This window comes from Duganella sp. Dugasp56 (genome assembly GCF_047304105.1).
In the GTDB taxonomy this organism is placed as follows: Bacteria; Pseudomonadota; Gammaproteobacteria; order Burkholderiales; family Burkholderiaceae_D; genus Rugamonas; species Rugamonas hordei.
The window spans coordinates 87770-109300 of record NZ_JBGLYQ010000011.1; the positions used below are offsets into that span (position 1 = coordinate 87770).

Sequence of the window (21531 nt, forward strand, 5' to 3'; positions counted from 1 at the left end):
TTGGTGAGTATATTGAGCCTCATCTTGTGTTGTGTGCACCTCTCTTATATGAATGCCATGAAAATTCCCAATCTGAATACCGGCGCCCGCGTGGTGGCGTCGTTTGCCATCCTGCTGTTGGTGATGGCCTGCATGTCCGGCGTGTCGCTGTGGAGCCTGCAGTCGGCCAACGACACGGCGTCCAACCTGGTCAACGACAAGCTGGCCAGGCAGCAGCTGACCTCCGACCTGCTGGGCATGACCGAGCTGAACGGCTTGCGGGCGATTTCAATCGCCCGCAGCGACAGCCTGGAGGTGGCCGACATCTTCCAGGCGCAGCTGGCCGCCGGCGAGAAAGCCGCCGCGGCGATGGAAACCAGGCTGCTGGCGATGCCGGCCGACGCCGACGAGGCCGCATTGCTGCGCGCGGTGACCGGCAAGAAGTCGGCCTACCTGGGCCTGCGCGCCGAACTGTTCAAGATGAAGGACAGCGGCCGCGTGCAGGAAGTGGGCGAGCTGCTGGACAACAAGATGCCGGCCGTGTTCCAGGGCTATACCGGCGCGCTGGGCAAGCTGCTGTCCTACCAGAGCCAGGAAGCGAAGGCGCTGGCGCAGCAGTCGGCCAGCCAGTTCCAGCGCAGCCGCGCGCTGCTGATCGGCCTCGGCCTGGCGACCCTGGGACTGGGCGCGGTGCTGGCGCTGCTGCTGACGCGCAGCATCGTGCGGCCGTTGACGCAGGCGGTGACCTTGGCCGAGCAGGTGGCGGCGGGCGAATTGCACGTGGCGATCCAGCACGGCCGCAGCGACGAGATCGGCCAGCTGTTCGATGCGCTCAGCCATATGACCAGCCGCCTGGCCGACACCGTGGGCCGGGTGCGCGACGGCGCGGTGGCCATCGATTCGGCATCGCGCGAGATCGCCATCGGCAATATGGACTTGTCGCGCCGCACCGAGCACCAGGCCGGCGCGCTGGAGGAAACCGCATCGGCGATGGTGGAACTGACGTCGGCGGTGCGGCAGAACAGCGGCAACGCGCGCCAGGCCAACCAGCTGGCGCTGTCGGCCTCGGCGGTGGCGGGCAAGGGCGGCAAGGTGGTGTCGGAGGTGGTGGCGACCATGGACAGCATCAATGACTACGCGCACAAGATCGTCGACATCATCGCGGTCATCGACGGCATCGCCTTCCAGACCAATATCCTGGCGCTGAACGCGGCGGTCGAAGCGGCCCGGGCCGGCGAGCAGGGGCGCGGTTTCGCGGTGGTGGCGTCCGAGGTGCGCAACCTGGCCCAGCGCTCGGCCGGCGCGGCCAAGGAAATCAAGAAGCTGATCAACGATTCGGCCGAGCGCATCGCCAGCGGCAGCGAACTGGCGCAGGCGGCCGGCGCGACGATGGACGAGATCGTGTCCAGCGTGGAAAAGGTGACCACCATCATGTCGGCGATCAGCACGGCCAGCGCCGAGCAGGAGCACGGCATCGAGCTGGTCAACGCGGCCATCGGCGACATGGACGACGTCACCCAGCAAAACGCCGCGCTGGTGGAGGAGGCCGCCGCCGCGGCCGACGCCATGCAGGAGCAGGCCAGGGAGCTGGCCGAGCTGGTCGGTTCGTTCAAGATCGACGCCGACCAGTGGGACAGCCGCGCCAGCGTCAGCCGCTTGCCCGCCGGCCGGCAACGCCCCGCGCGGCCGGCGCTGCAACTCCAGTCGCTGCCGCGCGCAGCCTGACCCCGTCGCGCCTTGCGCCGCCGCAAGGGCGGCGCCGACCTCCTTTGATCTAATGAACGATGCGTTCAACCAAAGGAGGCCGTTATGAAAACGCCGAAATCGTTCCTCTGCGGGGCGGCCGTGATTGCGGCCGCCATCGCGATCGCGTCGTTGCCGCCGGTGCAGGCCCAGGTGGCGCAGCCGCTGCCGCCGGGCCATCCGACCAGCTACGCCAAGGTCGACATCACCGAGGACTTCGCCGTGACGATGGCGCGCATGCGGGCGGCGCGCGCGGCCATCATGCAGCGCCAGCTCGACCTGCTGGCGGCCCGCTACGACCTGGCCAACCGGCCGGCGCCGGGCGTGACCATGTTTCGCGGCAAACCGGTGCAGGAGGGCGTGCGGGTGCGCCTGCCCAGGGGCTTGAGCTGGGAGCAGCTGGCCGCGCTGAGTCCGAACGAGATCCGCGAGCGCAACCTGTTCCCGGCCGGCTTCCTGCCGCTGCCGCATCCCAACCAGGCCGAAGGCGGCATGCTGTTTCCGCAGTTCGAGATCGACGAGATCCAGCGCCAGGAGGCGCGCACCCTGAAGCGCTTCGACCTTGATTTCGACCTGCCGGACCATTTCCTGCCCGAGTTCCCGGCGCCGATCTTCCTGACCACGCATCCGGAAATGGGCGACGTCTCGCAAGGCAAGCTGCTGACCATCGACAACTTCCACCAGATGTTCAACGGCGTGCTCAATCCCAAGCAGCTGGAAGGCCTGCGCCTGCTGCTGACGCCGTTCCCTCAGCAGCAGTTCAACCAGACCGAGGACCGGCGCACCGAGCGGCCCAGCCGGGGCGTGACCTGTTTCGATTGCCACGCGAACGGCCACAGCAACGGCGCCACGCACCTGGCCGGCGATGCCAGGCCGCAGGAATTGCGCCACCGCATCGATACGCCCAGCCTGCGCGGCGTGAACGTGCAGCGGCTGTTCGGCTCGCAGCGGGCGCTGAAGACGGTGGAGGATTTCACCGAGTTCGAGCAACGCGCGGCGTATTTCGACGGCGATCCGGTGATCGCCACCAAGAAGGGCGTCAATCCGCTGGAGCGCGGCAGCCAGGTGCACTTCATGGCGGAATTCCAGGAGCTGCTGGATTTCCCGCCGGCGCCCAAGCTGACGGTGACCGGCAAGCTCGACCCCAGGCTGGCCACGGCGGCCGAGCTGCGCGGGCAGGCCGTCTTCAACGGCAAGGGGCAATGCGTCAGCTGCCATGCGCCGCCGTATTTTTCGGATAACCTGATGCACAATCTGAGGATCGAGCGCTTCTTCAAGCCGCAGACCATCAACGGCATCAAGGCGGTCGGCGACGGCCCGATCAAGACCCTCCAGCTACGCGGCATCAAGGAATCGCCGCCCTATCTGCACGACGGCAGGCTGCTGACCCTGGAGGACACGGTGGAATTCTTCAACCTGGTGCTGGAAACGCACCTGAATACGCAGGAGAAGTCCGACCTGGTGGCCTTCCTGCGCACACTGTGACGGTTGTGTCGTTGCTAGAATGGGGGCTATGAATAAATCCTCCCGCATCCTGATTCCGATTCCACTGCATGACTTTGATCCGACCGAGGTCGCGCTCAGTTGGCGCATTTTGCGCGATGCCGGCCACCGGATCGAGTTCGCCACCGTCGACGGCACGCGCGGCCATGCCGATCCGAGGATGATCAGCGGCGTGGGCCTGGATCCGTGGGGTTGGCTGCCCGGCCTGCGCAAGCTGCGCCTGATCGGCCTGATGCTGCGGGCCAACCGCGACGGCCGCCAGGCCTATGCTGCGCTGGAACAGGATGCGGAGTTCCTGCGGCCGAAGCGGTTCCGGGACGTCGGCGTGGCCGACTACGACGCGCTGCTGCTGCCGGGCGGCCATGCCAGGGGCATGCGGCCCTATCTGGAAGACCTGACTTTGCAAGCGCTGGTTGCCGGATTTTTCGACAGCGGCAAGCCGGTGGCGGCGGTTTGCCACGGAGTGCTGCTGGCGGCGCGTTCGGTGTCGCCGCTGACCCGGCGCTCGGTGCTGTACGGCCGCAAGACCACCGCGCTGACGTGGAAACTGGAGCGCAGCGCGTGGAATGTCACGCGCTTCCTGGCCCGCTTCTGGGACCCCGGCTATTACCGCACTTACGGCGAGGACAAGGGCGAGCCCGCAGGCTACTGGAGTGTTGAGCAGGAGGTGCGGCGCGCGCTGGCGTCCGCCGATGACTTCGTCGACGTCCCGCCGGGCACGCCGCATTATTTGCTGAAGACCTCCGGCATGGCGCGCGACACCCCTGGCGACGACCGCGCGTCCTGGGTGGTCCGCGACGGCAACTACCTGTCGGCGCGCTGGCCGGGCGACGTGCATGCGTTCGCCCGCCAGTTTGCGCAGCTGCTGGCGGAGTAGCGCCGCCGCGCTTACATCTTGTACGAGGCCTGGATCGAGAGCGAGCGCGGCGCCATCGGCAGGTCGTACGGCAGTTGCAGGCCTGGCGCCGGACTCGGCTCGCGCACGTCGGCGTTGAAAACGTTGCGCAGCGCGGCCGAGAAATTCCATTGGTTGCGGCCGTTGCGGGTGGCCAGCGTCAGGTCCAGCGTGGTGTAGTCGGCGATCGGCGTGCGCAGGTCGCCGAAGGCGCGCCGGCGTCCCGCCACCCAGTTCAGCTGCGAGCCTGCCTGGTAGCCGCTGGCGAACACCCAATCGGCGCGGCCGTACAGATGGTGGTGCGGCGCGTAGCCCGCATCGGCGTGGGTGGTCTGGTCAGTCGAGCGCTGCCAGGCGTAGTTGCCCGACAGGCGCAGGTCGCGCGTGACCGTCCAGTTCGATTCCAGTTCAAGGCCGTGGCCGCTCTGATTGCCGGTGTTGGCGTAGGTGCCGCCGGTGCCCGGCGTGGCGTTCGGCACCACGCGGATGATGTTCTTCATATCGTAGTGATAGAAGGTCAGGTTGACGGTGGCGTCGGTGCGCGCCTGCCAGGCGAAGGCCAGCTCGGTGGTCGCGTTGCGTTCCGGCTTCAGGTTGGGATTGCCCAGCGCGACCGGATTGGTGATGCCGTAGCTTTCCGAGAACGATGGCGCGCGGAAGGCGCGGCCATACAGCAGCTTGGCGGTCAGGTCGAAGCTGGCGTCCCACACCAGCGCCAGGCGCGGATTGGTGGTGCCGCCGAAGTCTGAATAGTGGTCGTGGCGCACGCCGGCCGTCAGGTTCCAGTCCTGGGCCAGATTCCATTCATCCTGTAGATACAGGTAATCGATTCTGCGCCGCTGCGGCCGCAGGAATGGCGTGGTGTAGGTGGTCTCTATCACCGCCGGCAGCGGAATCGGCGTGCCGTTGGCCGCGTAGTTGAAGTTGCGGTATTCGCGGGTGCGGTACAGGTCGATGTCGTCATGGCCGACGCCGATGCGCACATGATGATCGTGCAGGCCGCTGTAGTCCGCATAGCCGGACAGCCGGTAGGTGCGCTCCCAGGTTTCCGGCGCGCCGATCATGCCGTTGGGGAAGGTCCCGGTCGGGAAGGCGGCGCCGGGCGGCAGCAGCTGGTACAACACCGGCACTTCCTGCGCATACTGTTGGGTGCTGAAGCTGGCCCCCATGCCCCAGTCGCGCGTGACCAGCGGTTCGGTCCAGCTCAGGTTGCTGGTGACGCGTTCGCTGCGCTGGCGGCCGACCGGATCGAGCGCCACGGCGATGCCGGCGCCGGTGCCCATGTCGTAGCGCTTCTTGTAGCCGAAGCGGGCGCGCCACTGGCCGTAGACCAGGTCGAGGTTGCCGTCGATGGATTTGACCTGGTTGTTCAGGCCGCCGGGCGCCAGGCTGGCGTGGGTCTTGAACAGCGTATCGTTGCGGGTCTGGGCGTCGGCGCCGATTTCGCTGGAGAAACCGTCGGTCTGGCCCATGCGCACATAGGCCTCGACCTCGACCGGGCCCAGCTTGCCGCCGTGCTGCAGCCAGCCGTCGTAGGTGTGGAAGGAGCCGGCGCGCGCACCCACTTCGGTGCCCTGCGCCTCGGCCGAACCCTTGGTGATGATGTTGATGACGCCGGAGAAGGCGTCCGAACCGTACAGCGCCGAACCGGGGCCACGGATGATTTCGATGCGCGAGATATGCTCGACCGGATAGCCGCCCCAGATGTTGCCCTTGTTGCCGATGAAGGCGGTGGTGATGGGAACCCCGTTTTGCAGCATCAGCACCTGCGGCGTGTAGGAACTGACGATGCCGCGCACCACATACAAGGGGTTGTTGCCGTTCGGGCCGTGGTTGACATGGATGCCAGGCACGCTTTCCAGCACCTGGTCGAGGTCGGTGGCGCCCATGGCCGCGATATCGGCCGCCGTGATGACCGAGGCCACCGCCGGCGCGCGCCGCAAGGCCAACAAATTGCCGGTGGCGATGCTGACGCTGTCGCTGTTGCCGTAGACAAGGTTCAGTTCGTCTTCTTCGGTGGTGGGCTGGCCGGCCAGGGCCTGTACTGAAGGCAAGGCCAGCGCGGCAGCCAGGAATACATGGGACGCATAGGAAGACTTCAACATCCATTCTCCAAGGGGCTATTTTTTTTCCATTGTATCCGCAGGAAACACAGTATTGGGCAAAAATGCCACGCAAGTTGCTTGCGTGTTGCTATCTGCGCATCCAGGGCCGGGCGGCCGGGCCGTTGTAGGCCACCGCCTCGCATGGCGTGGGGAACAATGTGCCCTCGGGCTTTTCCATCGCCTCGGCCACGCAGGGAGCCATGCCGGCCAGGAAAACCGGCACCCGCAGCAGCTGGTATTCGCGCAGGGACAAGCCCATGTCGGCCACCAGCGCCGCATGCGGCGCCGCGAAATTCATGCGCAATTGCGGGTAGCGTGTCAACAACACTTTCTCGATCTCGAAGGCCAGCGTCAGGTGCGGGCCATGGCGCATGCCCAGCCGTTCGGCGACGGCCATGACCACCGGGATGCGCTCGTCGATCGAGCTGATGGGGCGGCCGTAGCCATAGATACGGCGCTGCGCCGCCTCGGCCCAGACGATATCTTCCAGCGTTTCGCCGGCCCGCACCCGTGCCAGCGTGGTTTGCAGGAAGCGCATCGAACGCAGCGCGGCGTTGCCGCCGTAGACGGTGGCCTCGGACACGGCCGCGCCGGCGATCATGCCGAGGTTGGCGCTGCTGCGGGCGTTGCCGGCCAGCGCCGCCACGCGGTTGTTCCACAGCCGCGCGTCCGGATAGCTGGTGCTGACCCACAGCGCCTGCACCATCTCCACCTGTTCCGGCGGCAGCTGGCGGCCGGTCACGCCGTAGGCGTACAGCGCCACCCATTCCAGCTGCTGCAGGTCGCGGTGCAGGTTATGGCCGCGGAACACAGCGTGGCTGCCGGGGAAGGCGCCGCCCACGCTGGTGCGCAGCACGCCGGTGTGCCGGCGCAGCGATTCCGGTCCGCTCATCGTGTCGTTCATCGTCTCTCTCATGCCGGCTCCCCCGGCGTGGCGGCGGGATCGAGTTCCAGCCGGTAGAACGGAAAGTGCTTGAAGCCGACGGCCTGTTGCTCCAGCGCGTGGGCTGCCGCGCCGGGCAGGCGCAGCAGCAGGGTCAGCATCTCGCCCTGGTCGGGGCTGAAGCCCAGGTCGTGCAGCACGCAGGCGGTCACGCCGCTGATGGACAGCGGCAGGCCGATGGACTCGGCGGCCTGGTCCAGGTTGGCATGCAGCCAGCTGGTGCCGGGGCCCGCGCCCAAGCCCGCCAGCGTGGCCGCCAGCTGGCGCACCGGCAGGGGCGTGCCGGCGCCGTGCGGGTCGAAACCCGGCACGTGGGCGCGCTCGGGGAAGATTTCCACCGGATCGTCGGCGCTGGCGGCCAGATAACCTTGCCAGGCGGCCAAGTCGGGGCCGCAGCGGCGCCACATGGTCATGGCGTCGTGCACTTCGCGCGCGCCGCCGTTGCGGCCGGCGCCGACGGCCAGCGCGGCGATCAGCGCGGACGCGGCGGGCGAGCCGCCGACGCCGGCGCACATGGCGGCATGCACCGACGGGTCGCGCGGGCCGGGATTGGCCAGCGCCACGGCCAGCGCTTCGAGCACGTCCAATGCCGCGCCGTCCGGCAGCTCGGGCCGCATCAGCAGCCACAGCATGTCCACCCAGCGCGCCCGGCCGACCATCTCGCCGTGCACGTCGTAGCCGCGGCAGCGCGCGGTGCGGGCGGCGTAGGGATTGTCGGCTTCCGGCGTTTCCTGCCAGATGCCGGTGTGGATCAAGTCCTTGGGCGAGGGCGCGGGGGCTGCGTGCGTGGACATGCCGGCCTCCTTATTCGCCGCCGTTGAGCAGCACCTTGAGGCGGCTGCCCATCGGCGGAATGGCGTCCGGATCGATCTGCACGTCCAGCAGCGTCGGGCCCGGGTAGTTGCAGATGGCCTTGATGTCGAGCGCCTGCAGGTCGGCCGCCGAGCGGATGGTGTGGCCGCGGCCGCCCAGCGCGCGCGCCAGCCCGGCGAAGTCGGTCTGCGGCAGCGCGAAGGCGATCTGCTCGCCGCCGCCGAGGCGCTGGCCGTGCTTGACCATGCCCAGCGCGGCGTCGTTCAGGATGACGAAGATCACGCACTGCTGCTCGGCCACCGCCACCGACAACTCCTGGCCGCTCATCAGCATGCTGCCGTCGCCGGTGATGCAGACCACCGGCGCGGTCGGATTGCCGGCCGCCGTGCCGACGGCCGCGCCGATGGCCCAGCCCATCGGCGCGAAGTGCGACGTCAGGCGCAGCCAGCCGCCGGTGCTCTGGCGCTTGCCCAGTTCGCGCGGACGGTCGCCGCAGCCGGTGCGGCGTTCGCCCAGGCGGCGGTCGCGAGGCTGCAGGTAGTGGATGGCCCAGGCCGCGCTGCTGCCGGCGTCGGCCAGGAAGCGGGTGCCGTGCGGGAACAGGCTGCCCAGCTCCTTCATCAGGCGCTGCGGCTTGATCGGCACGGCGTCGCTGTCGAAGGCCGTTTCGTCGGCCATGATCGACACCGGATTCCACTGCACGTTGCTTTGCTCGCGCTTGGCGATGCGGCGGGCGCGGGCGTAGCAAGCCTTGCCCAGCGTGGCGGCGTGATCCGGCGTCATCGCGGCCAGCGCCTGCTCGTCGCCGACGATGCCGTCGACCAGGCGGTTGAACACGGCCGCCAGCGCGCCGCGCACATGCAGGCCGGCCATCGGCGTGCGCGCCAGGTGTTCCTCGGTGTTGCCGATGTGGACCAGGCGGTTGTTGAGCAGGCTGTCGCTCCAGCCGCCGGTGTCCCATTCGCCCATGCTGCAGCCGGCCGCCAGGATCAGGTCGACCGATGGATCGCGCAACGCGGCGTCGGCCGTGGCGTGGCCGCCGAAGCCGAAGGTGCCGCGATACAGCGGATGGCGCGGATTGACCAGGCCCTTGCCGTCGGTGGTGGCGATGAAGGTGGCGCCTTCGAGGTCGGCGAACTGCAGGATGGAATGGATGGAATCGCCGCAACCGCCGCCGATCAGCATCACCACGTTGCGCGCCTTGGCCAGCAGCGCGCGCAGCTTGTCGATCGCCGCGTGGTCGATCAGGCCGGCCGGGCTTTGCAGCGCCGCCAGGTCGTAGCTCGGCGTGCGCTGCTTGCTCGGCGCGCGGAACACGTCCGACGGCACGCTCAGGTGGACCGGCCCCGGCGTGTTGTGGCTGGCGTGCTGCAGGGCGGTGACCAGCTTCCATTCCAGCTGGTCCGGGTGCGACACCAAGGTGTTGTAGCGGGTGCAGTGGCTGAACATGGCCAGCACGTCGACGCCGGTGCACGACGATTCCTGCAGGCCGGTCTTGCCGAACGAGGGCAGGTTGGGCTGGGCCGTGATGACCAGCACCGGGATGCCGTTGGCGTGCGAGGTGGCGACCGCGGTCAGCATATTGGTGGCGCCGGGGCCGGAGGTGGACATGCACACGCCGAGCTTGCCGGTTTCGCGCGCATAGCCGTCGGCCATGAAGGCGGCGCCGGCTTCGTTGCGGGCAACGATCTGGCTCAGGTTGCCGCCGTTGCGCTGGTTGCGGGCGATGGCGTTGTACAGCGGCTCGATGGCGCCGCCGGGCACGCCGAAGATGTAGTCCACCCCCAGCTGTTCGAGGTAGGCGACCAGCAGGTCGGCCATGTCCATGGCGATGTTAGCGTTAGCGGCGGCGGCGGTGGCAACTACAGGACGTGACTGCTCCTGTCGGTCAAATTCGACATTATCAAACATTACGGTTCCTAAAATGGGCAACGCGGCTTGTGGGCTAAGCCGATATTTTAACTAGCAGGCTGGCAACACACATTGTGATTAAACAATAATTGTTGCAGTGCGAGATCATAGCTTAAAAATATGGCAAAGTGTTATATTTGGTGAGAATTTATGAAAATATTCTGTCGGCTTTACAACGGACGAAAAAAGGCCGGAAGCGCTTGCTTCCGGCCTGGGCCCGGGGGAATGGGGAAAATTGCGCGGGAAATTGCGTAGTAAATTGACCGGAAAACGACCGGAAGCGCCGCCGCCGGCGCGGCGCCTCAGGCGCGCAGGCGGGCGGTCTCGTGCCGGCTGACCAGGGCGGCGAACTGCTCGGCAGGGACCGCCGGGCTCAGGTGGTAGCCCTGCATCAGGTCGCACTGGCGCCCGCGCAGGAAGTTCAGCTGGGCCTCGGTTTCCACGCCCTCGGCCACCACCTCCAGCCGCAGGCTGTGCGCCAGCGCGATGATAGCGCTGACAATGGCGGCATCGTCGGCGTCCTGCGGCACGTCGCGCACGAAGGAGCGGTCGATCTTGATGATGTCGACCGGGAAGCGCTTCAGGTAGGACAGCGAGGAATAGCCGGTGCCGAAGTCGTCGATCGACAGCCGCACGCCCAGCGAGTGCAGGCGGTGCAGCGCGGCCAGCGTGTCCTGCGCGTTTTCCATCAGCGTGCTCTCGGTGATCTCCAGCTCTAGCAGGTCCGGCGCCAGGCCGGTGTCGGCCAGCACCGCCTCGACCGAGGCGGCGAAGTCCTTCTGCAGCAGCTGGCGCACCGACAGGTTGACCGCCACCCGCAGCGGCGGCAGGCCGGCGCGGACGAACTGCTGCAGCTGGGCGCAGGCGGTGCGCAGCACCCAGTCGCCGAGCGGATTGATCAGGCCGGTTTCCTCGGCCAGCGGGATGAAGTCCACCGGCGCGATCATGCCGCGGGTCGGGTGGCGCCAGCGCACCAGCGCCTCCATGCCGATGATGCGGCCGGTGGTCAGGCAGGCCTGCGGCTGGTAGTGCACTTCCAGCTGGTGCTGCTGTTCCAGCGCGCGGCGCAGGTCGCTCTCCAGCCGCACGTGCTCGGAAATCGAGTGCTCCATCGACGACTCGTAGAACTGGAAGCCGGTGTTGGTGCGCTTGGCGCGGTACATGGCGCTGTCGGCGTGCTTGACCAGCGTGGCGACGTCGCCGCCGTCGTGCGGGTACATGGCGATGCCGACGCTGGCGGTGACGAAGATGTCGTGGCCGTCGATCGGGAACGGCGCCGACAAGGTGCGCACGATGTTGTGGGCCGCGGTGGCCGCCGAGGCCGGGTTGTCCAGCTCGTTGAGCACGACGGTGAATTCGTCGCCGCCGAGGCGGGCCACGGTGTCGTCGCCGCGCACGGCGGTGCGCACGCGCTTGGCGACCGCCTGCAGCAGGCGGTCGCCGACGTGGTGGCCGAGGTTGTCGTTGACGTACTTGAAACGGTCCAGGTCCATGAACAGCACGGCGACCTGGCGGCCGTCATGGCCGGCCTGCTCGATGCTCTTGCCCAGCAGCTCGAAGAACAGGGTGCGGTTGGGCAGGTTGGTCAGCACGTCGTTGTAGGCCAGGTGGCGGATGCGCTTTTCCGCCCGGTTGGCTTCGATGATGCGGCGCACCCGCTGCGACAGCACGGCGTAGTGGATAGGTTTCGGGATGTAGTCGCTGGCGCCGGCGGCGAAGGCGCGCTCGACCGACGAGTTGTCCTGCAGCGCGGTGATCATCAGCACCGGGATGTCGGCGGCGTTCGGCAGTTCCTGCATGCGGGCGCAGGCGGTGAAGCCGTCCATCACCGGCATCATCGCGTCCATCAGGATCACGTCCGGCTGGAAGCGCGCCAGCATCGCCAGCGCCTGCGCGCCGTCGGCCGCCTCCTCGACGCGGAAGCCGTCGCGCTGCAGGGTGTGGCGCAGGGTGCTGCGGGTGCTGCGGTCGTCGTCGACCACCAGCACCTGCGGGGTGTCGTCGCCGACGGCCGGCGTCTCGGGGTGGACGCCGCTGATTTCGCCGTACAGGAAGGCGGCCAGCGTGTCGTAGTGGGCGCGCAAAGGCGCCAGCAGCGGCACGATCTGCGCCGGCTCGCGCGCGGCGGCGAACTGTTCGGCCTGGAACGCCAGGCCGGCCAGCGTGTCGGCGCCGAAGTTGCTCGACGAGCCTTTCAGCGCGTGGGCGCGCATGCGCGCGGTGTCCATGTCGTTGGCGTGGACCGCGTGTTCCAGCTCGTCCAGGCAGGCCGGCGTGTCTTCCAGGTAGGGCGTGATGGCGTGGGGCAGGGTGTCGCCCAGCACCTCGCGCAGCTTGTCGAACACGGCCTGGTCGACCGGACCCGGACCGGCCGACGTTGGCGACGGGGGCGACACGGGCGCCGGCGGCAGGACCGGCGCCGGCATGGCCGCGGCGTGGCCGGGCGTGGCCAGCAGGCCGGTGTGCGGCAGCCATTTCTCCAGCTTGCGGCGCAGCTCGACCAGCGTGATCGGCTTGGCCAGGTAATCGTCCATGCCGGCGGCCAGGCATTTCTCGGCGTCGCCGACCTGGGTGTTGGCGGTCATCGCCACCAGCGGCGTGCGCCGGCCCAGCGCCAGTTCGGCCAGGCGGATGTGGGCGGTGGCTTCGTAGCCGTCCATTTCCGGCATGCTGCAATCCATCAGGATCAGGTCGAAGCGCTCGCGCTGCGCTGCGCGCACGGCCTCGACGCCGTCGGCGGCGAATTCGCAGACGCAGCCGTTCATCGCCAGCATGCCGGCGGCCACCATCTGGTTGGTGCGGTTGTCCTCGGCCACCAGCACGCGGAACTGGCGCTCCGGCAGCGAGGCCGGCGCCGGCGCCGGCAGTGCGGCCGGCGCGCCGTCCTGCTCGGGCGCCGGACGGCAGCAGATCGAGAAGGTGAAGGTGGTGCCGCTGCCCAGCACGCTGTGCACGCCGATCTGGCCGCCCAGCAGCTCGGCCAGCTGTTTGCAGATCGCCAGGCCGAGGCCGGTGCCGCCGTAGCGGCGCGTGGTGGTCGGATCCGGCTGCACATAGGCTTCGAACAGGTGGCGGCGCACTTCCTCGCTCATGCCGATGCCGGTGTCGCGCACTTCGAACGACAGGCCGAATTCCGTGTCGCCGACCGGCGCCAGCGCGACGCTGACCGCCACCTCGCCGTGCTCGGTGAACTTGACGGCGTTGCCCAGCAGGTTGATCAGGATCTGGCGCAGCCGCAGCGAGTCGCCGCAGATGCGCTCGGGCACGTCCGGCGCGATGGTCCAGCCTATGCCCACGCCTTTTTGCTGGGCCGGGCGGGCCACCAGTTCCATCACTTCGGCCATCAGCGTGCCGAGGTGGAACTCGGTTTCCTCCAGCTTCAGCTTGCCCGCTTCCATCTTGGAAAAGTCGAGGATGTTGTTGATCAGCGCGATCAGCGTGCGCGACGAGTTCCAGGCGACGTCGACGAACTCCTGCTGGCGCTGGTTCAAGCGGGTTTCCTTCAGCATGTCCAGCATGCCGACCACGCCGTTGAGCGGCGTACGCACCTCGTGGCTGACGGTGGCGGCAAACTGCGCCTTCATCTGCGCCATGTTGACGGCGGCGTCGCGCGATTCCTTCAGCTCGGCCTCGCGCTGTTCCAGCACGTTCATCATCTGGTTGAAGGCGTGCGCCATCTCGATCAGGTCGCGCGGGCCGGCGGGCGCGGCGCGCATGCCCGATTCGCCGGATTCGGCGCGGCGCATCAAGGTCGACAGCGCGTTGAGCGGATTGATCATGTGGCGCGTCAGCAAGCGGCCCAGCACCAGCAGCACCACGGCAAACGACAGCGTCAGCGCCAGGTTGCCCAGCAACAGCGACCAGGTCAGCTGCTTCAGCGTGTCCTTGCCGATCTGCACGTGCACATAGCCGAGCAGTTGCTGCTGATGCTCCTGCAACTCAAACGGCGACGCCTCGCTCTGGCCGCCGTACACCGGCGCGGCAAACATCCAGCCGTCGGCGTTCTCGCCGACCAGGCCGGCGTGCGCCGGCACCGCGATCGCCAGCGCGGCGTCGTTGAGGCGGGCGCCGTCCTGCACCTTCGACAGCAGCACCGTGCGCCTGGCGTCCATGATCTGCAGGCCGGCCACGTCGGGGAAGGACAGCGTCGAATTGACCACGTCGCGGGCGTTTTCGGACGAGTGGAACAGCAGCGCGAGCGTGCTCTGGCGCGCCAGGTTGTCGGCGATGCGCTGGCCCTGGCCGATGAAGTAGTCGCGCATGCGGGCGTTGGCTTCCCACGAGTTCATCAATGCGGAGAACACCGCCAGGCCCAGGATGGCGGCCGACACGATCATCGTCAGCTGTCGTTGGAAACCGGTACGGCGCAGGAAGTTGCGGAACATTTTCATCATCAGGGCTGCGGATAAACGAAGTCAAAGCTGCGCTGCTGCAGCGCGCCCAGGTTGAGGCCGATGTGGCTGGCCGTCCGTAAATTAATTGCCGTCTGCAGCTCGCGCAACGGCACCAGCGCGCGGCGGCGGACGTCGCCGGCGATCACGCCCATCGCCGAGCTGGCCAGCGTGCGGCCCAGCTCGACGTTGTCGGGCGCCATCGCGAACAGCGCGCCTTTCTTGACGTGCAAGGCATTGCTGGAGAACAGCGGCACGCCGCTGTTCCAGGATTCGCGCAGCACCAGCGGCAGGATCGTGCTTTCCTCGACGGTGGTGCTGTCGTGCGGCAGCCAGACGGCGTCGTGGCGGTTGTCGGCGGCGGCGATCAGCTGCGGATACAGCTGGGCCGCGCGCGACAGGTCGCCGGCCACGTGGGCCTGCAGTTCCAGTCCCTGCGCCTTGGCCGCCTCGCGCGCCAGCTTGATCAGCCATTCGGATTTCTGCGGGTTGTAGACCACGATCACGCGCTTGAGCTCGGGCAGCAGCGCGCGCAGCTTGGAAAACAGCATGGCCGGATCGGGCGTCATGCTGATGCCCATCACGTTCTCGGCCTCGGACAGCAGCAGCACGCCGCCGGCCAGCACGGCGATTTCGCGGTCCAGCCCGGCCGTGGCGTTCAAGCCCTGGCGGCCCAGCGCGATGACGACCTTGGTGCCGTTGCGCTTAAGCGTGGCGTTCAGTTCGGCGGTATCGACGCGCGGATCGACCGGATAGCTGCGCACCTTGAGCTTGGTGCGTTCCTCGATGCCCTGGATCATGGCGATGAAGGCGGAGCGGAACGGCTCCTCCGCATTCGGATAGACGACGGCGATCGTGCCCTTGCCGATCGAGGCCTGCACTTCCGGACGGCGCAACTGGTCTTCCAGCTGGGCCAGGGTGACCGTGCGCACGTCGGCCCGCGGCGCCGCCGCAAAGGCGGGGGCGGCCGCAATGGCCGGGCCTGCCGGTTCGAACAGCATGCCGCCGGCAGCCGCGCCGGCGCCAAACACGGCAACGCTGGAGGGAAGCGCCGTACCCGACGCCCACGCCGGTCCGGCCAGTGTCAAGCAGAACAGGGCGCCCGCCGATCGCAAGCGCCCGCCAAGAAATATTGTTTTTTTCATCAGACTCTTTACTGCTACTACCGCGGCGCCAAAGAAGGGCGTTGTTAAGATGCCTTCACAGTATAAGCGGAGTCTTTCCCTGAGAGAAAGAAAATTGGGTATTGCAGAGATTGCTTTACGGTTCCGGGAATATAGCATCGAAGCTTCGTTGCTGAGCAGATACAAGATTGAGCCCGAGGTGGCTGGCGGTACGCGAGTTGAGCGCGGTGCGCACCGCCCGCAGCGGCACCAGGCCGCGCCGGGTGGCGTCGCCGTTTTGCATGGCCAGCGCCAGCGCGGCCAGGTCGCGGCCCAGCTGGACATTGTTCGGGTACAGGCCGAACAGCACGCCTTTCCTGACGTGCAGCACGCTGCTGGAAAACACGGGCAGGCTGCGGCCCCACGATTCCTTCAGCACCAGCGGCAGGATGGTGGTTTCCTCGACGGTGGTGGCGTCCTGCGGCAGCCACAGCGCGTCGCGGCGGCCGTCGGCCGAGGCCAGCAGGCTTTCGTAGGCGCGCGCGGCGCCGGCCAGGTCGGTGGCCTCGATCGCCGTCAACTCCAGGCCGAGGCCGCGCGCCGCCTCGCGCGCCAGCCGTATCAGCGCGTCGTTGGCCTGCGGGTTGTAGACCACGATCACGCGGCGCACGCCCGGCAGCAGGTTCTTCAGCAGGCCGAACAGCAGGGTCGGGTCCGGCGTCAGGCTGATACCGTGCAGGCGCTCGGCGTCGGGCGCGGCGCCGCCGCCGGCCACGCCGCCGACCACCACGCCCAGCGACGGATCCAGCGTGCCGGCCGCCTTCATGCCTTGGCGCCCCAGCGCGATCACCACCTTGCCGTTCTTGAGCGTGTTGCGCAGGTCGACCAGGTCGCTGTTGGCGGCCAGCGGTATGCCGCGCGCCTTGGCCTTCGATTGCTCCTCGATGCCCTGGATGATCTCGGCGAACACCGTGCGGTAGGGATCGGCGAGCTCCGGATACAGCACCGTCAGCGCCTGGGCGAGCGCCGGCCTGCCCAGCAACAGGGCGCAGACGCAGGCTACGGTTCGGACGGTCGATCTCACCATGGCAGTGGCGGCAAAATTGGAACAGCCGCAGTGTATCCTTTGCTAACGATTCTACTGCGATAGTAAATTTCAATGATAGTGCTGAAAGCGCTTCCACATGTTATAAACTCGGGTAAACAGGCAACACTTACTTTCCATCATCCCATGCCCGCCACCAAAACGCCGATCCGCACCCCGCCCATGTTCAACCTGGCCTGGCCCCTGCTCGTCGAATTGGGGCTGGCGATCGCCTCCAGCGTCATCGGCACGGCGCTGGCCTCGCGCATCTCCGACGAGGCCGGCGGCGCGTTCGCCATCGCCAGCCAGGTGTCGGCCACGCTGTTCATCCTGTTCCGCATCATCGGCGCCGGCGTCAGCGTGGTGGTCACGCAGAACCTGGGCGGCAACCAGCGCGACGCCGCCAACCGGGTCGCCTGCGCGGTGGTCGGCGCCAGCACCTGGCTGGGCGCTGTCACCGGCCTGATGGCGCTGCTGGGCGCCCACGGCCTGCTGCATCTGCTCAACGCGCCGGCCGAGGTGCTGCCGCTGGCGGCGCCGCTGCTGCAGGCGCTGGCGCCGGCCATGCTGCTCGACGCCTGGAACGCATCGATGGCGGGCGTGATGCGCGCGCACCTGCGCACCCGCGACACGCTGGTGGTGCTGGTGATCATGCACGTCAGCCACCTGGCGCTGGCGATCCCGATGATGCACGGCTGGGGCCCGATCCCGGCCATGGGCCTGCCCGGCTACGCGGTCGCGCTGGCGATCAGCCGCGCCATCGGCCTGGCGCTGCACCTGCTGATGTGGCGCGTCCACCTCGGCATCCGCGTGGCGCGCGACGACTGGTGGCGCCTGCCGCGGCGCGAGCTGGCGGCGGTGCTGCATATCGGCCTGCCCGGCGCGGCGGAAAATATCGCCTGGCGCCTGGCCTTCATGGTCAGCGTGGCGACGGCGGCGGAGCTGGGCGCCAGGTCGCTGGCCACGCAGGCTTACGTGCTGCAGCTGATGGGCGGCGTCATGATGTTCAGCATCGCCACCGGGCTGGCGGTGGAAATCGTGGTCGGCTACCTGATCGGCGCCGGCCGGCTGCGCGAGGCGCACGGCGTGGTGCGGCGCGCGCTGGCGCGCGGGCTGGTGGTGTGCGTGCTGATCGCCGCCTGCGCCGCGCTGCTGGGGCGCTGGCTGCTGGGCTGGTTCACGCAGGACCAGGAGATCATCGCCGCCGGCGCCACGCTGCTGTGGATCACGGTGCTGCTGGAGCCGGGCCGCACCTTCAACCTGGTGGTTATCAACGCGCTGCGCGCGGCGGGCGACGCGCGCTTTCCGGTGATGGCCGGCGCCTTCTCGATGCTGTTCGTGCTGGCCGGCGGCAGCTGGCTGCTGGGCGTGGTGCTGGGCTGGGGCTTGCCCGGCGTGTGGATCGCCTACGCGGCCGACGAATGGATACGCGGCCTGATCATGTGGCGGCGCTGGCAGACCCACGCCTGGGTGCCGCACGCGCGCGCCTCGCGCAAGCGGCTGCGGCCCGTCATCGTGGTTGAAGGCTGAAGCGTTCCGCGATCCAGTCGATGAACACCCGCACGCGGTTGCTCAGGTGCCGGTTGGGCGGAAACACCACGTAAAACGGGTAGGGCGCCGGCTGCCAGGTCTTCAGTACCGGCACCAGCGCGCCGCTGTCGATGTGCGCGCGGGCGAGGTAGTCGAAGGTCTGGATAATGCCCAGTCCCGCCAGCCCCGCCTCGAAGTGCGCATTGCTCTCGTTGACGCCGACCGCGTGGCGCACCCGGATTTCCAGCTTCTCGCCGCCCCGCGAGAAATGCATGGCCATCGCGCGCCCGGTGCTGGCCGACAGATAGCTCACCACCCGGTGGTCGCCTTCCAGTTCCGACGGATGTCTCGGCGTGCCGTGCCGCGCGAGATAACCGGGCGTGGCGCAGGTGATCCAGGCCGCCTTGCCGACCTGGCGCGCCACCATCGACAGGTCCGTCACCGGGCCGCCGCGTATCACGCAATCGACGTTGTCGCTGATCAGGTTCACATGGCGGTCGCTGACACCCAGGTCCAGCTGGATGCCGGGATAGCGGGCCAGGAACTCCGGCAGCGCCGGCACGATGATGCGGGTCGCCAACGACGAACCCATGTCCACCCGCAGATGGCCGCGTGGCGAGCCGTGCGCGGCGCCGAAGCTGCTGTCGATGTCGCCCAGGTCCTTCAGCAGCCGCGTGGCCTTCTCGTAGTAGGAAGCGCCGTCCGCGGTGACCGATACGTGGCGCGTGGTGCGCTGCAGGAGCTTGACGCCGAGATGCGTCTCCAGCGACTGCACCAGCTTGGTCACGCTGGCCTTGGGCATCTGCAGCGAATCGGCGGCCTTGGTGAAGGTGCCCGCTTCCACCACGCGGGCAAAGGTGCGCATTGCGAGTAGCTGGTCCATGGTTTCTCCTGTGTTCTTAATTATACACACAGGGGAATAAAGTATTCATTTGTAGCTACTTTATCGAATAATCTGCCGGGCTTACAGTGGATGCACTCAACCACTGAAGGAGCACATCATGAAACTCGAAGGCAAAGTAGCGCTGGTCACCGGCGGCACCACCGGCATCGGCCTGGCGACCGCACTGGAATTCGCCAAACAGGGCGCCAAGGTGTACATCACCGGCCGCCGCCAGCAGGAGCTGGATGCGGCGGCGGAGGCCATCGGCCACGGCGCGGTCGGCGTGCGCGCGGATTCGGCCATGCTGGAGGATCTGGATCGGGTGTATGCGGAAATCGGCAAGCGCTCCGGCCAGCTCGACATCCTGTTCGCCAACGCCGGTGGCGGCGACATGCAGCCGTTGGGCGCGATCACCGAAGAACACTTCGACCGCGTCTTCGGCACCAACGTGCGCGGCACGCTGTTCACTGTGCAGAAGGCCCTGCCGCTGCTGAAGGACGGCGCCTCGGTCATCCTGACCGGTTCGACCACCTCGGTGCAGGGCACGGAGAATTTCAGCGTGTACAGCGCCAGCAAGGCGGCGGTGCGCAACTTCGCCCGTTCCTGGCTGCTGGACCTGAAGCCGCGCCGCATCCGCGTCAACGTCATCAGCCCCGGTCCGGTGGGCACGCCGGGCCTGGCGGGACTGGTGCCGGCCGAGCACAAGGACGGCCTGTTCGGCCATCTGGCCAGCCTGGTGCCGATGGGCCGCCTGGCCGAGCCGGACGAGATTGCCAAGGGCGTGCTGTTCCTGGCATCGGACGACAGCAGCTTTGTCAACGGCATCGAGCTGTTTGTCGACGGCGGCATCGCGCAGATTTAAAACTGAGAAGGCGCCTTGCGGCGCCTTCTTTTTCTATTGCACGGTGAGGATCACCTTGACGGTGTCATCGACCGCCGACTTTTCTATGTAGCCGATGGCGCTGACGTCGGCCGCCACCGCCTTCTTCACCTCGGCGCTGGAGCCCAGTTCCTTGGGTGCCGAGGCCTTGCCGGTAAATACCAGCTTGGACCAGATCGCCTTTACCTGCGTGCTGTCCTTGTCCAGCACCTTTTTATAGAACTCGTTGCGCAGCGGCCCGTCGGTGTGCTCGATGGGCGTGAACAGGGTCGATTTCCCGAGGAAGAACTGGCCGGCCTGTTCGCTGAACATGCGCGTGGCCGGATTCTTCGGGTTGACGATGACCACGATTTCCGTCGCGAACACGGGCGCGACGGCCAGCCAGGTGCCTGCCGCAAGCAGCAATTTACCGATAGTCGTTTTCATAATGGTTCTCCTCAGAAGACGAAATCGATGGCTGCTGCGTAGACGTTGACGGTGCTGCCCGCGAAACCCGGCTTCGGATTCAGGAAGTAGCCGGCGCCGTCGCGGGTCTTGACGCGGTCCATCTGCACTTTGAACGCGGCCGATTTGTAGAAGTCCCAGCGCACGCCGATCGCGGTGGACGATTGCAGGCCCGATTTGATGGCGCCATTGGCGCCGGCGCTCAGCGCGGCCAGCGGGCCGGTGGTCGGCAGCGTGCTGAAGCTGCGGATGCTGTCCTGCTTGACGTCGCCATACGAGGCGTACGGCACGAATTTTCCGTAGCGGTAGCCCATCATGACGTACCAGGAGCTGGTGTCCGGCACCAGCCGCGTATCCGTCTTGCGCTTGGCGTATTCGGCCTGGCCGATGATGTTGTTGTAGTCCATCGCGATGCCGGCCGAGGTGAACGTGCCCTTGACATCGGTCAGCGGCACCTGGTTGGCGACGGCGGTCAGGCCGAACTGCTTCAACGCGCCCACCAGGCCGGTCAGGCTGGGGTTGTTGTAGATGCCGAAGGTGGCTTGCGAGCGGCCCAGGCGATAGGTGAACGGACCGTTCTCCACCACCAGCTGGGTCGAGACCACCGGCTTGAATTCGACGTAGTAATTGCCGGGCGCGCGCACCTTGGAGCGGCCCACCGCCGCCTGCGCCGTCACGGTGGTGTCGCCGAAGCTGTGCTGGTACACCACGTCGCCGCCGTCCGCATTGTCGACGGTGACTTGGCGGTACACTTCATTCGGCGGCCGCAGCATGGTGTTGGCGTAGCCGACGTTGCGCACGTCGGAAATCATGTACACCGGCAGGCCGATACGCCCCAGGCGCACGGAGAAATCGTCATTCAGCTTGATCTTGGCGAAGGCCCACGCCAGCTCGGCGCCGAACTGGTCGTTGGAGCCGTTCTTGCGCACCAGCCCTTGCGCGGTAAAGGAAATCGTATCGCTCCATTTCGCCGTGGCCTGGATGCCGAAGTTCGAATCGACCCCGGCGCGCGCGTCCTTGCCGACGCCGGCGGCCTGGTTGACCCGGTTGAACTCTGCTTGATCGGAATTGGTCATGGTCAGGGCGCCGGTACCGAAGCCGCTGATGGTGATCGGCATGCCGTCCTGCGCGTGGGCGGTGGCGGCGAAGGCGCTGAGGATTGCTAAGGCTGATATCGCAAGCTTGGGTTGTTTCATCGTGTACCCTCCAGAGGTTAATGGCGTCGTCTTGTATGTGTTTTGCGCCTTATTTAGTGTGGACCGGGGAGGCGTACTTGTGTGTGTTTTATACCGGAATGTCACAATTCCGTTGTGCAGTGGCAACG

The 21531-nt window shown here is 67.4% G+C and carries 15 protein-coding genes; 5 read left to right on the forward strand and 10 right to left on the reverse strand.

Features of this window, described 5'->3' with window-relative positions; translation table 11 throughout:
- Positions 1 to 57 precede the first annotated feature (57 nt).
- From ACCD07_RS09880 to ACCD07_RS09890, 3 genes are all read left to right on the forward strand, one after another.
- Entirely contained in the window at positions 58 to 1704 is a 1647-nt protein-coding gene (locus ACCD07_RS09880) for a methyl-accepting chemotaxis protein (RefSeq protein ID WP_413447229.1), read from the forward strand.
- Between the two features lie 84 nt (positions 1705 to 1788).
- On the forward strand, positions 1789 to 3207 hold the full coding sequence (locus ACCD07_RS09885; RefSeq protein ID WP_413447230.1) for a hypothetical protein: 1419 nt from the start codon (positions 1789 to 1791) through the stop codon (positions 3205 to 3207).
- 28 nt (positions 3208 to 3235) lie between these two features.
- Positions 3236 to 4102, forward strand: coding sequence for a type 1 glutamine amidotransferase domain-containing protein (locus ACCD07_RS09890; RefSeq protein ID WP_413447231.1), 867 nt, complete (start codon positions 3236 to 3238; stop codon positions 4100 to 4102).
- Between the two features lie 11 nt (positions 4103 to 4113).
- On the opposite strand, the gene ACCD07_RS09895 is transcribed toward ACCD07_RS09890, so the two are convergent.
- The 7 genes from ACCD07_RS09895 to ACCD07_RS09925 form a co-directional block, all read right to left on the reverse strand.
- Positions 4114 to 6225, reverse strand: coding sequence for a TonB-dependent receptor plug domain-containing protein (locus ACCD07_RS09895; RefSeq protein ID WP_353398572.1), 2112 nt, complete (start codon positions 6223 to 6225; stop codon positions 4114 to 4116).
- Between the two features lie 88 nt (positions 6226 to 6313).
- A complete protein-coding gene (locus ACCD07_RS09900) occupies positions 6314 to 7141 on the reverse strand; it encodes a hypothetical protein (RefSeq protein WP_413447232.1) in 828 nt (275 codons plus the stop codon).
- Complete coding sequence (locus ACCD07_RS09905; protein ID WP_413447233.1) at positions 7138 to 7962, reverse strand: citryl-CoA lyase; 825 nt, start codon at positions 7960 to 7962, stop codon at positions 7138 to 7140. Before ACCD07_RS09905 ends, ACCD07_RS09900 begins: the two co-directional genes overlap by 4 nt.
- Positions 7963 to 7972: 10 nt before the next feature.
- Entirely contained in the window at positions 7973 to 9892 is a 1920-nt protein-coding gene (locus tag ACCD07_RS09910) for a thiamine pyrophosphate-binding protein (RefSeq protein ID WP_413447234.1), read from the reverse strand.
- Positions 9893 to 10194: 302 nt separating this feature from the next.
- The gene (locus ACCD07_RS09915) at positions 10195 to 14286 is read right to left on the reverse strand and encodes an EAL domain-containing protein (RefSeq protein WP_413447235.1); all 4092 of its coding nucleotides are present in this window, start codon (positions 14284 to 14286) and stop codon (positions 10195 to 10197) included.
- The gene (locus tag ACCD07_RS09920; protein WP_176650929.1) at positions 14286 to 15428 is read right to left on the reverse strand and encodes an ABC transporter substrate binding protein; all 1143 of its coding nucleotides are present in this window, start codon (positions 15426 to 15428) and stop codon (positions 14286 to 14288) included. The genes ACCD07_RS09915 and ACCD07_RS09920 overlap by 1 nt, the downstream gene beginning before the upstream one ends.
- A 115-nt stretch (positions 15429 to 15543) precedes the next feature.
- Positions 15544 to 16473, reverse strand: coding sequence for an ABC transporter substrate binding protein (locus tag ACCD07_RS09925; RefSeq protein WP_413447236.1), 930 nt, complete (start codon positions 16471 to 16473; stop codon positions 15544 to 15546).
- Positions 16474 to 16617: 144 nt separating this feature from the next.
- Between ACCD07_RS09925 and ACCD07_RS09930 the strand changes: the two genes are divergently transcribed.
- A complete protein-coding gene (locus ACCD07_RS09930) occupies positions 16618 to 18000 on the forward strand; it encodes an MATE family efflux transporter (protein ID WP_413447237.1) in 1383 nt (460 codons plus the stop codon).
- Here ACCD07_RS09930 and ACCD07_RS09935 read toward each other — a convergent pair.
- Positions 17981 to 18883 (reverse strand): LysR substrate-binding domain-containing protein, encoded by a 903-nt coding sequence (locus ACCD07_RS09935; RefSeq protein ID WP_413447238.1) that lies wholly within the window; start codon positions 18881 to 18883, stop codon positions 17981 to 17983. The two genes, ACCD07_RS09930 and ACCD07_RS09935, sit on opposite strands and share 20 nt — an antisense overlap.
- A 118-nt stretch (positions 18884 to 19001) precedes the next feature.
- Between ACCD07_RS09935 and ACCD07_RS09940 the strand changes: the two genes are divergently transcribed.
- The gene (locus ACCD07_RS09940) at positions 19002 to 19745 is read left to right on the forward strand and encodes an SDR family NAD(P)-dependent oxidoreductase (RefSeq protein WP_413447239.1); all 744 of its coding nucleotides are present in this window, start codon (positions 19002 to 19004) and stop codon (positions 19743 to 19745) included.
- A gap of 33 nt (positions 19746 to 19778) precedes the next feature.
- On the opposite strand, the gene ACCD07_RS09945 is transcribed toward ACCD07_RS09940, so the two are convergent.
- Both ACCD07_RS09945 and ACCD07_RS09950 read right to left on the reverse strand, forming a co-directional pair.
- The gene (locus tag ACCD07_RS09945) at positions 19779 to 20189 is read right to left on the reverse strand and encodes a hypothetical protein (RefSeq protein WP_176650756.1); all 411 of its coding nucleotides are present in this window, start codon (positions 20187 to 20189) and stop codon (positions 19779 to 19781) included.
- Positions 20190 to 20200: 11 nt separating this feature from the next.
- The gene (locus tag ACCD07_RS09950; RefSeq protein ID WP_413447240.1) at positions 20201 to 21403 is read right to left on the reverse strand and encodes a hypothetical protein; all 1203 of its coding nucleotides are present in this window, start codon (positions 21401 to 21403) and stop codon (positions 20201 to 20203) included.
- Between the last annotated feature and the right edge of the window lie 128 nt (positions 21404 to 21531).

Bases quoted from the DNA above. Each gene is read 5' to 3' on its own strand.
- ACCD07_RS09880 (WP_413447229.1), top strand. From the start codon at position 58: ATGAAAATTCCCAATCTGAATACCGGCGCCCGCGTGGTGGCGTCGTTT.
- ACCD07_RS09885 (WP_413447230.1), top strand. From the start codon at position 1,789: ATGAAAACGCCGAAATCGTTCCTCTGCGGGGCGGCCGTGATTGCGGCC.
- ACCD07_RS09890 (WP_413447231.1), top strand. From the start codon at position 3,236: ATGAATAAATCCTCCCGCATCCTGATTCCGATTCCACTGCATGACTTT.
- ACCD07_RS09895 (WP_353398572.1), bottom strand. From the start codon at position 6,225: ATGTTGAAGTCTTCCTATGCGTCCCATGTATTCCTGGCTGCCGCGCTG.
- ACCD07_RS09900 (WP_413447232.1), bottom strand. From the start codon at position 7,141: ATGAGAGAGACGATGAACGACACGATGAGCGGACCGGAATCGCTGCGC.
- ACCD07_RS09905 (WP_413447233.1), bottom strand. From the start codon at position 7,962: ATGTCCACGCACGCAGCCCCCGCGCCCTCGCCCAAGGACTTGATCCAC.
- ACCD07_RS09910 (WP_413447234.1), bottom strand. From the start codon at position 9,892: ATGTTTGATAATGTCGAATTTGACCGACAGGAGCAGTCACGTCCTGTA.
- ACCD07_RS09915 (WP_413447235.1), bottom strand. From the start codon at position 14,286: ATGATGAAAATGTTCCGCAACTTCCTGCGCCGTACCGGTTTCCAACGA.
- ACCD07_RS09920 (WP_176650929.1), bottom strand. From the start codon at position 15,428: ATGAAAAAAACAATATTTCTTGGCGGGCGCTTGCGATCGGCGGGCGCC.
- ACCD07_RS09925 (WP_413447236.1), bottom strand. From the start codon at position 16,473: ATGGTGAGATCGACCGTCCGAACCGTAGCCTGCGTCTGCGCCCTGTTG.
- ACCD07_RS09930 (WP_413447237.1), top strand. From the start codon at position 16,618: ATGCCCGCCACCAAAACGCCGATCCGCACCCCGCCCATGTTCAACCTG.
- ACCD07_RS09935 (WP_413447238.1), bottom strand. From the start codon at position 18,883: ATGGACCAGCTACTCGCAATGCGCACCTTTGCCCGCGTGGTGGAAGCG.
- ACCD07_RS09940 (WP_413447239.1), top strand. From the start codon at position 19,002: ATGAAACTCGAAGGCAAAGTAGCGCTGGTCACCGGCGGCACCACCGGC.
- ACCD07_RS09945 (WP_176650756.1), bottom strand. From the start codon at position 20,189: ATGAAAACGACTATCGGTAAATTGCTGCTTGCGGCAGGCACCTGGCTG.
- ACCD07_RS09950 (WP_413447240.1), bottom strand. From the start codon at position 21,403: ATGAAACAACCCAAGCTTGCGATATCAGCCTTAGCAATCCTCAGCGCC.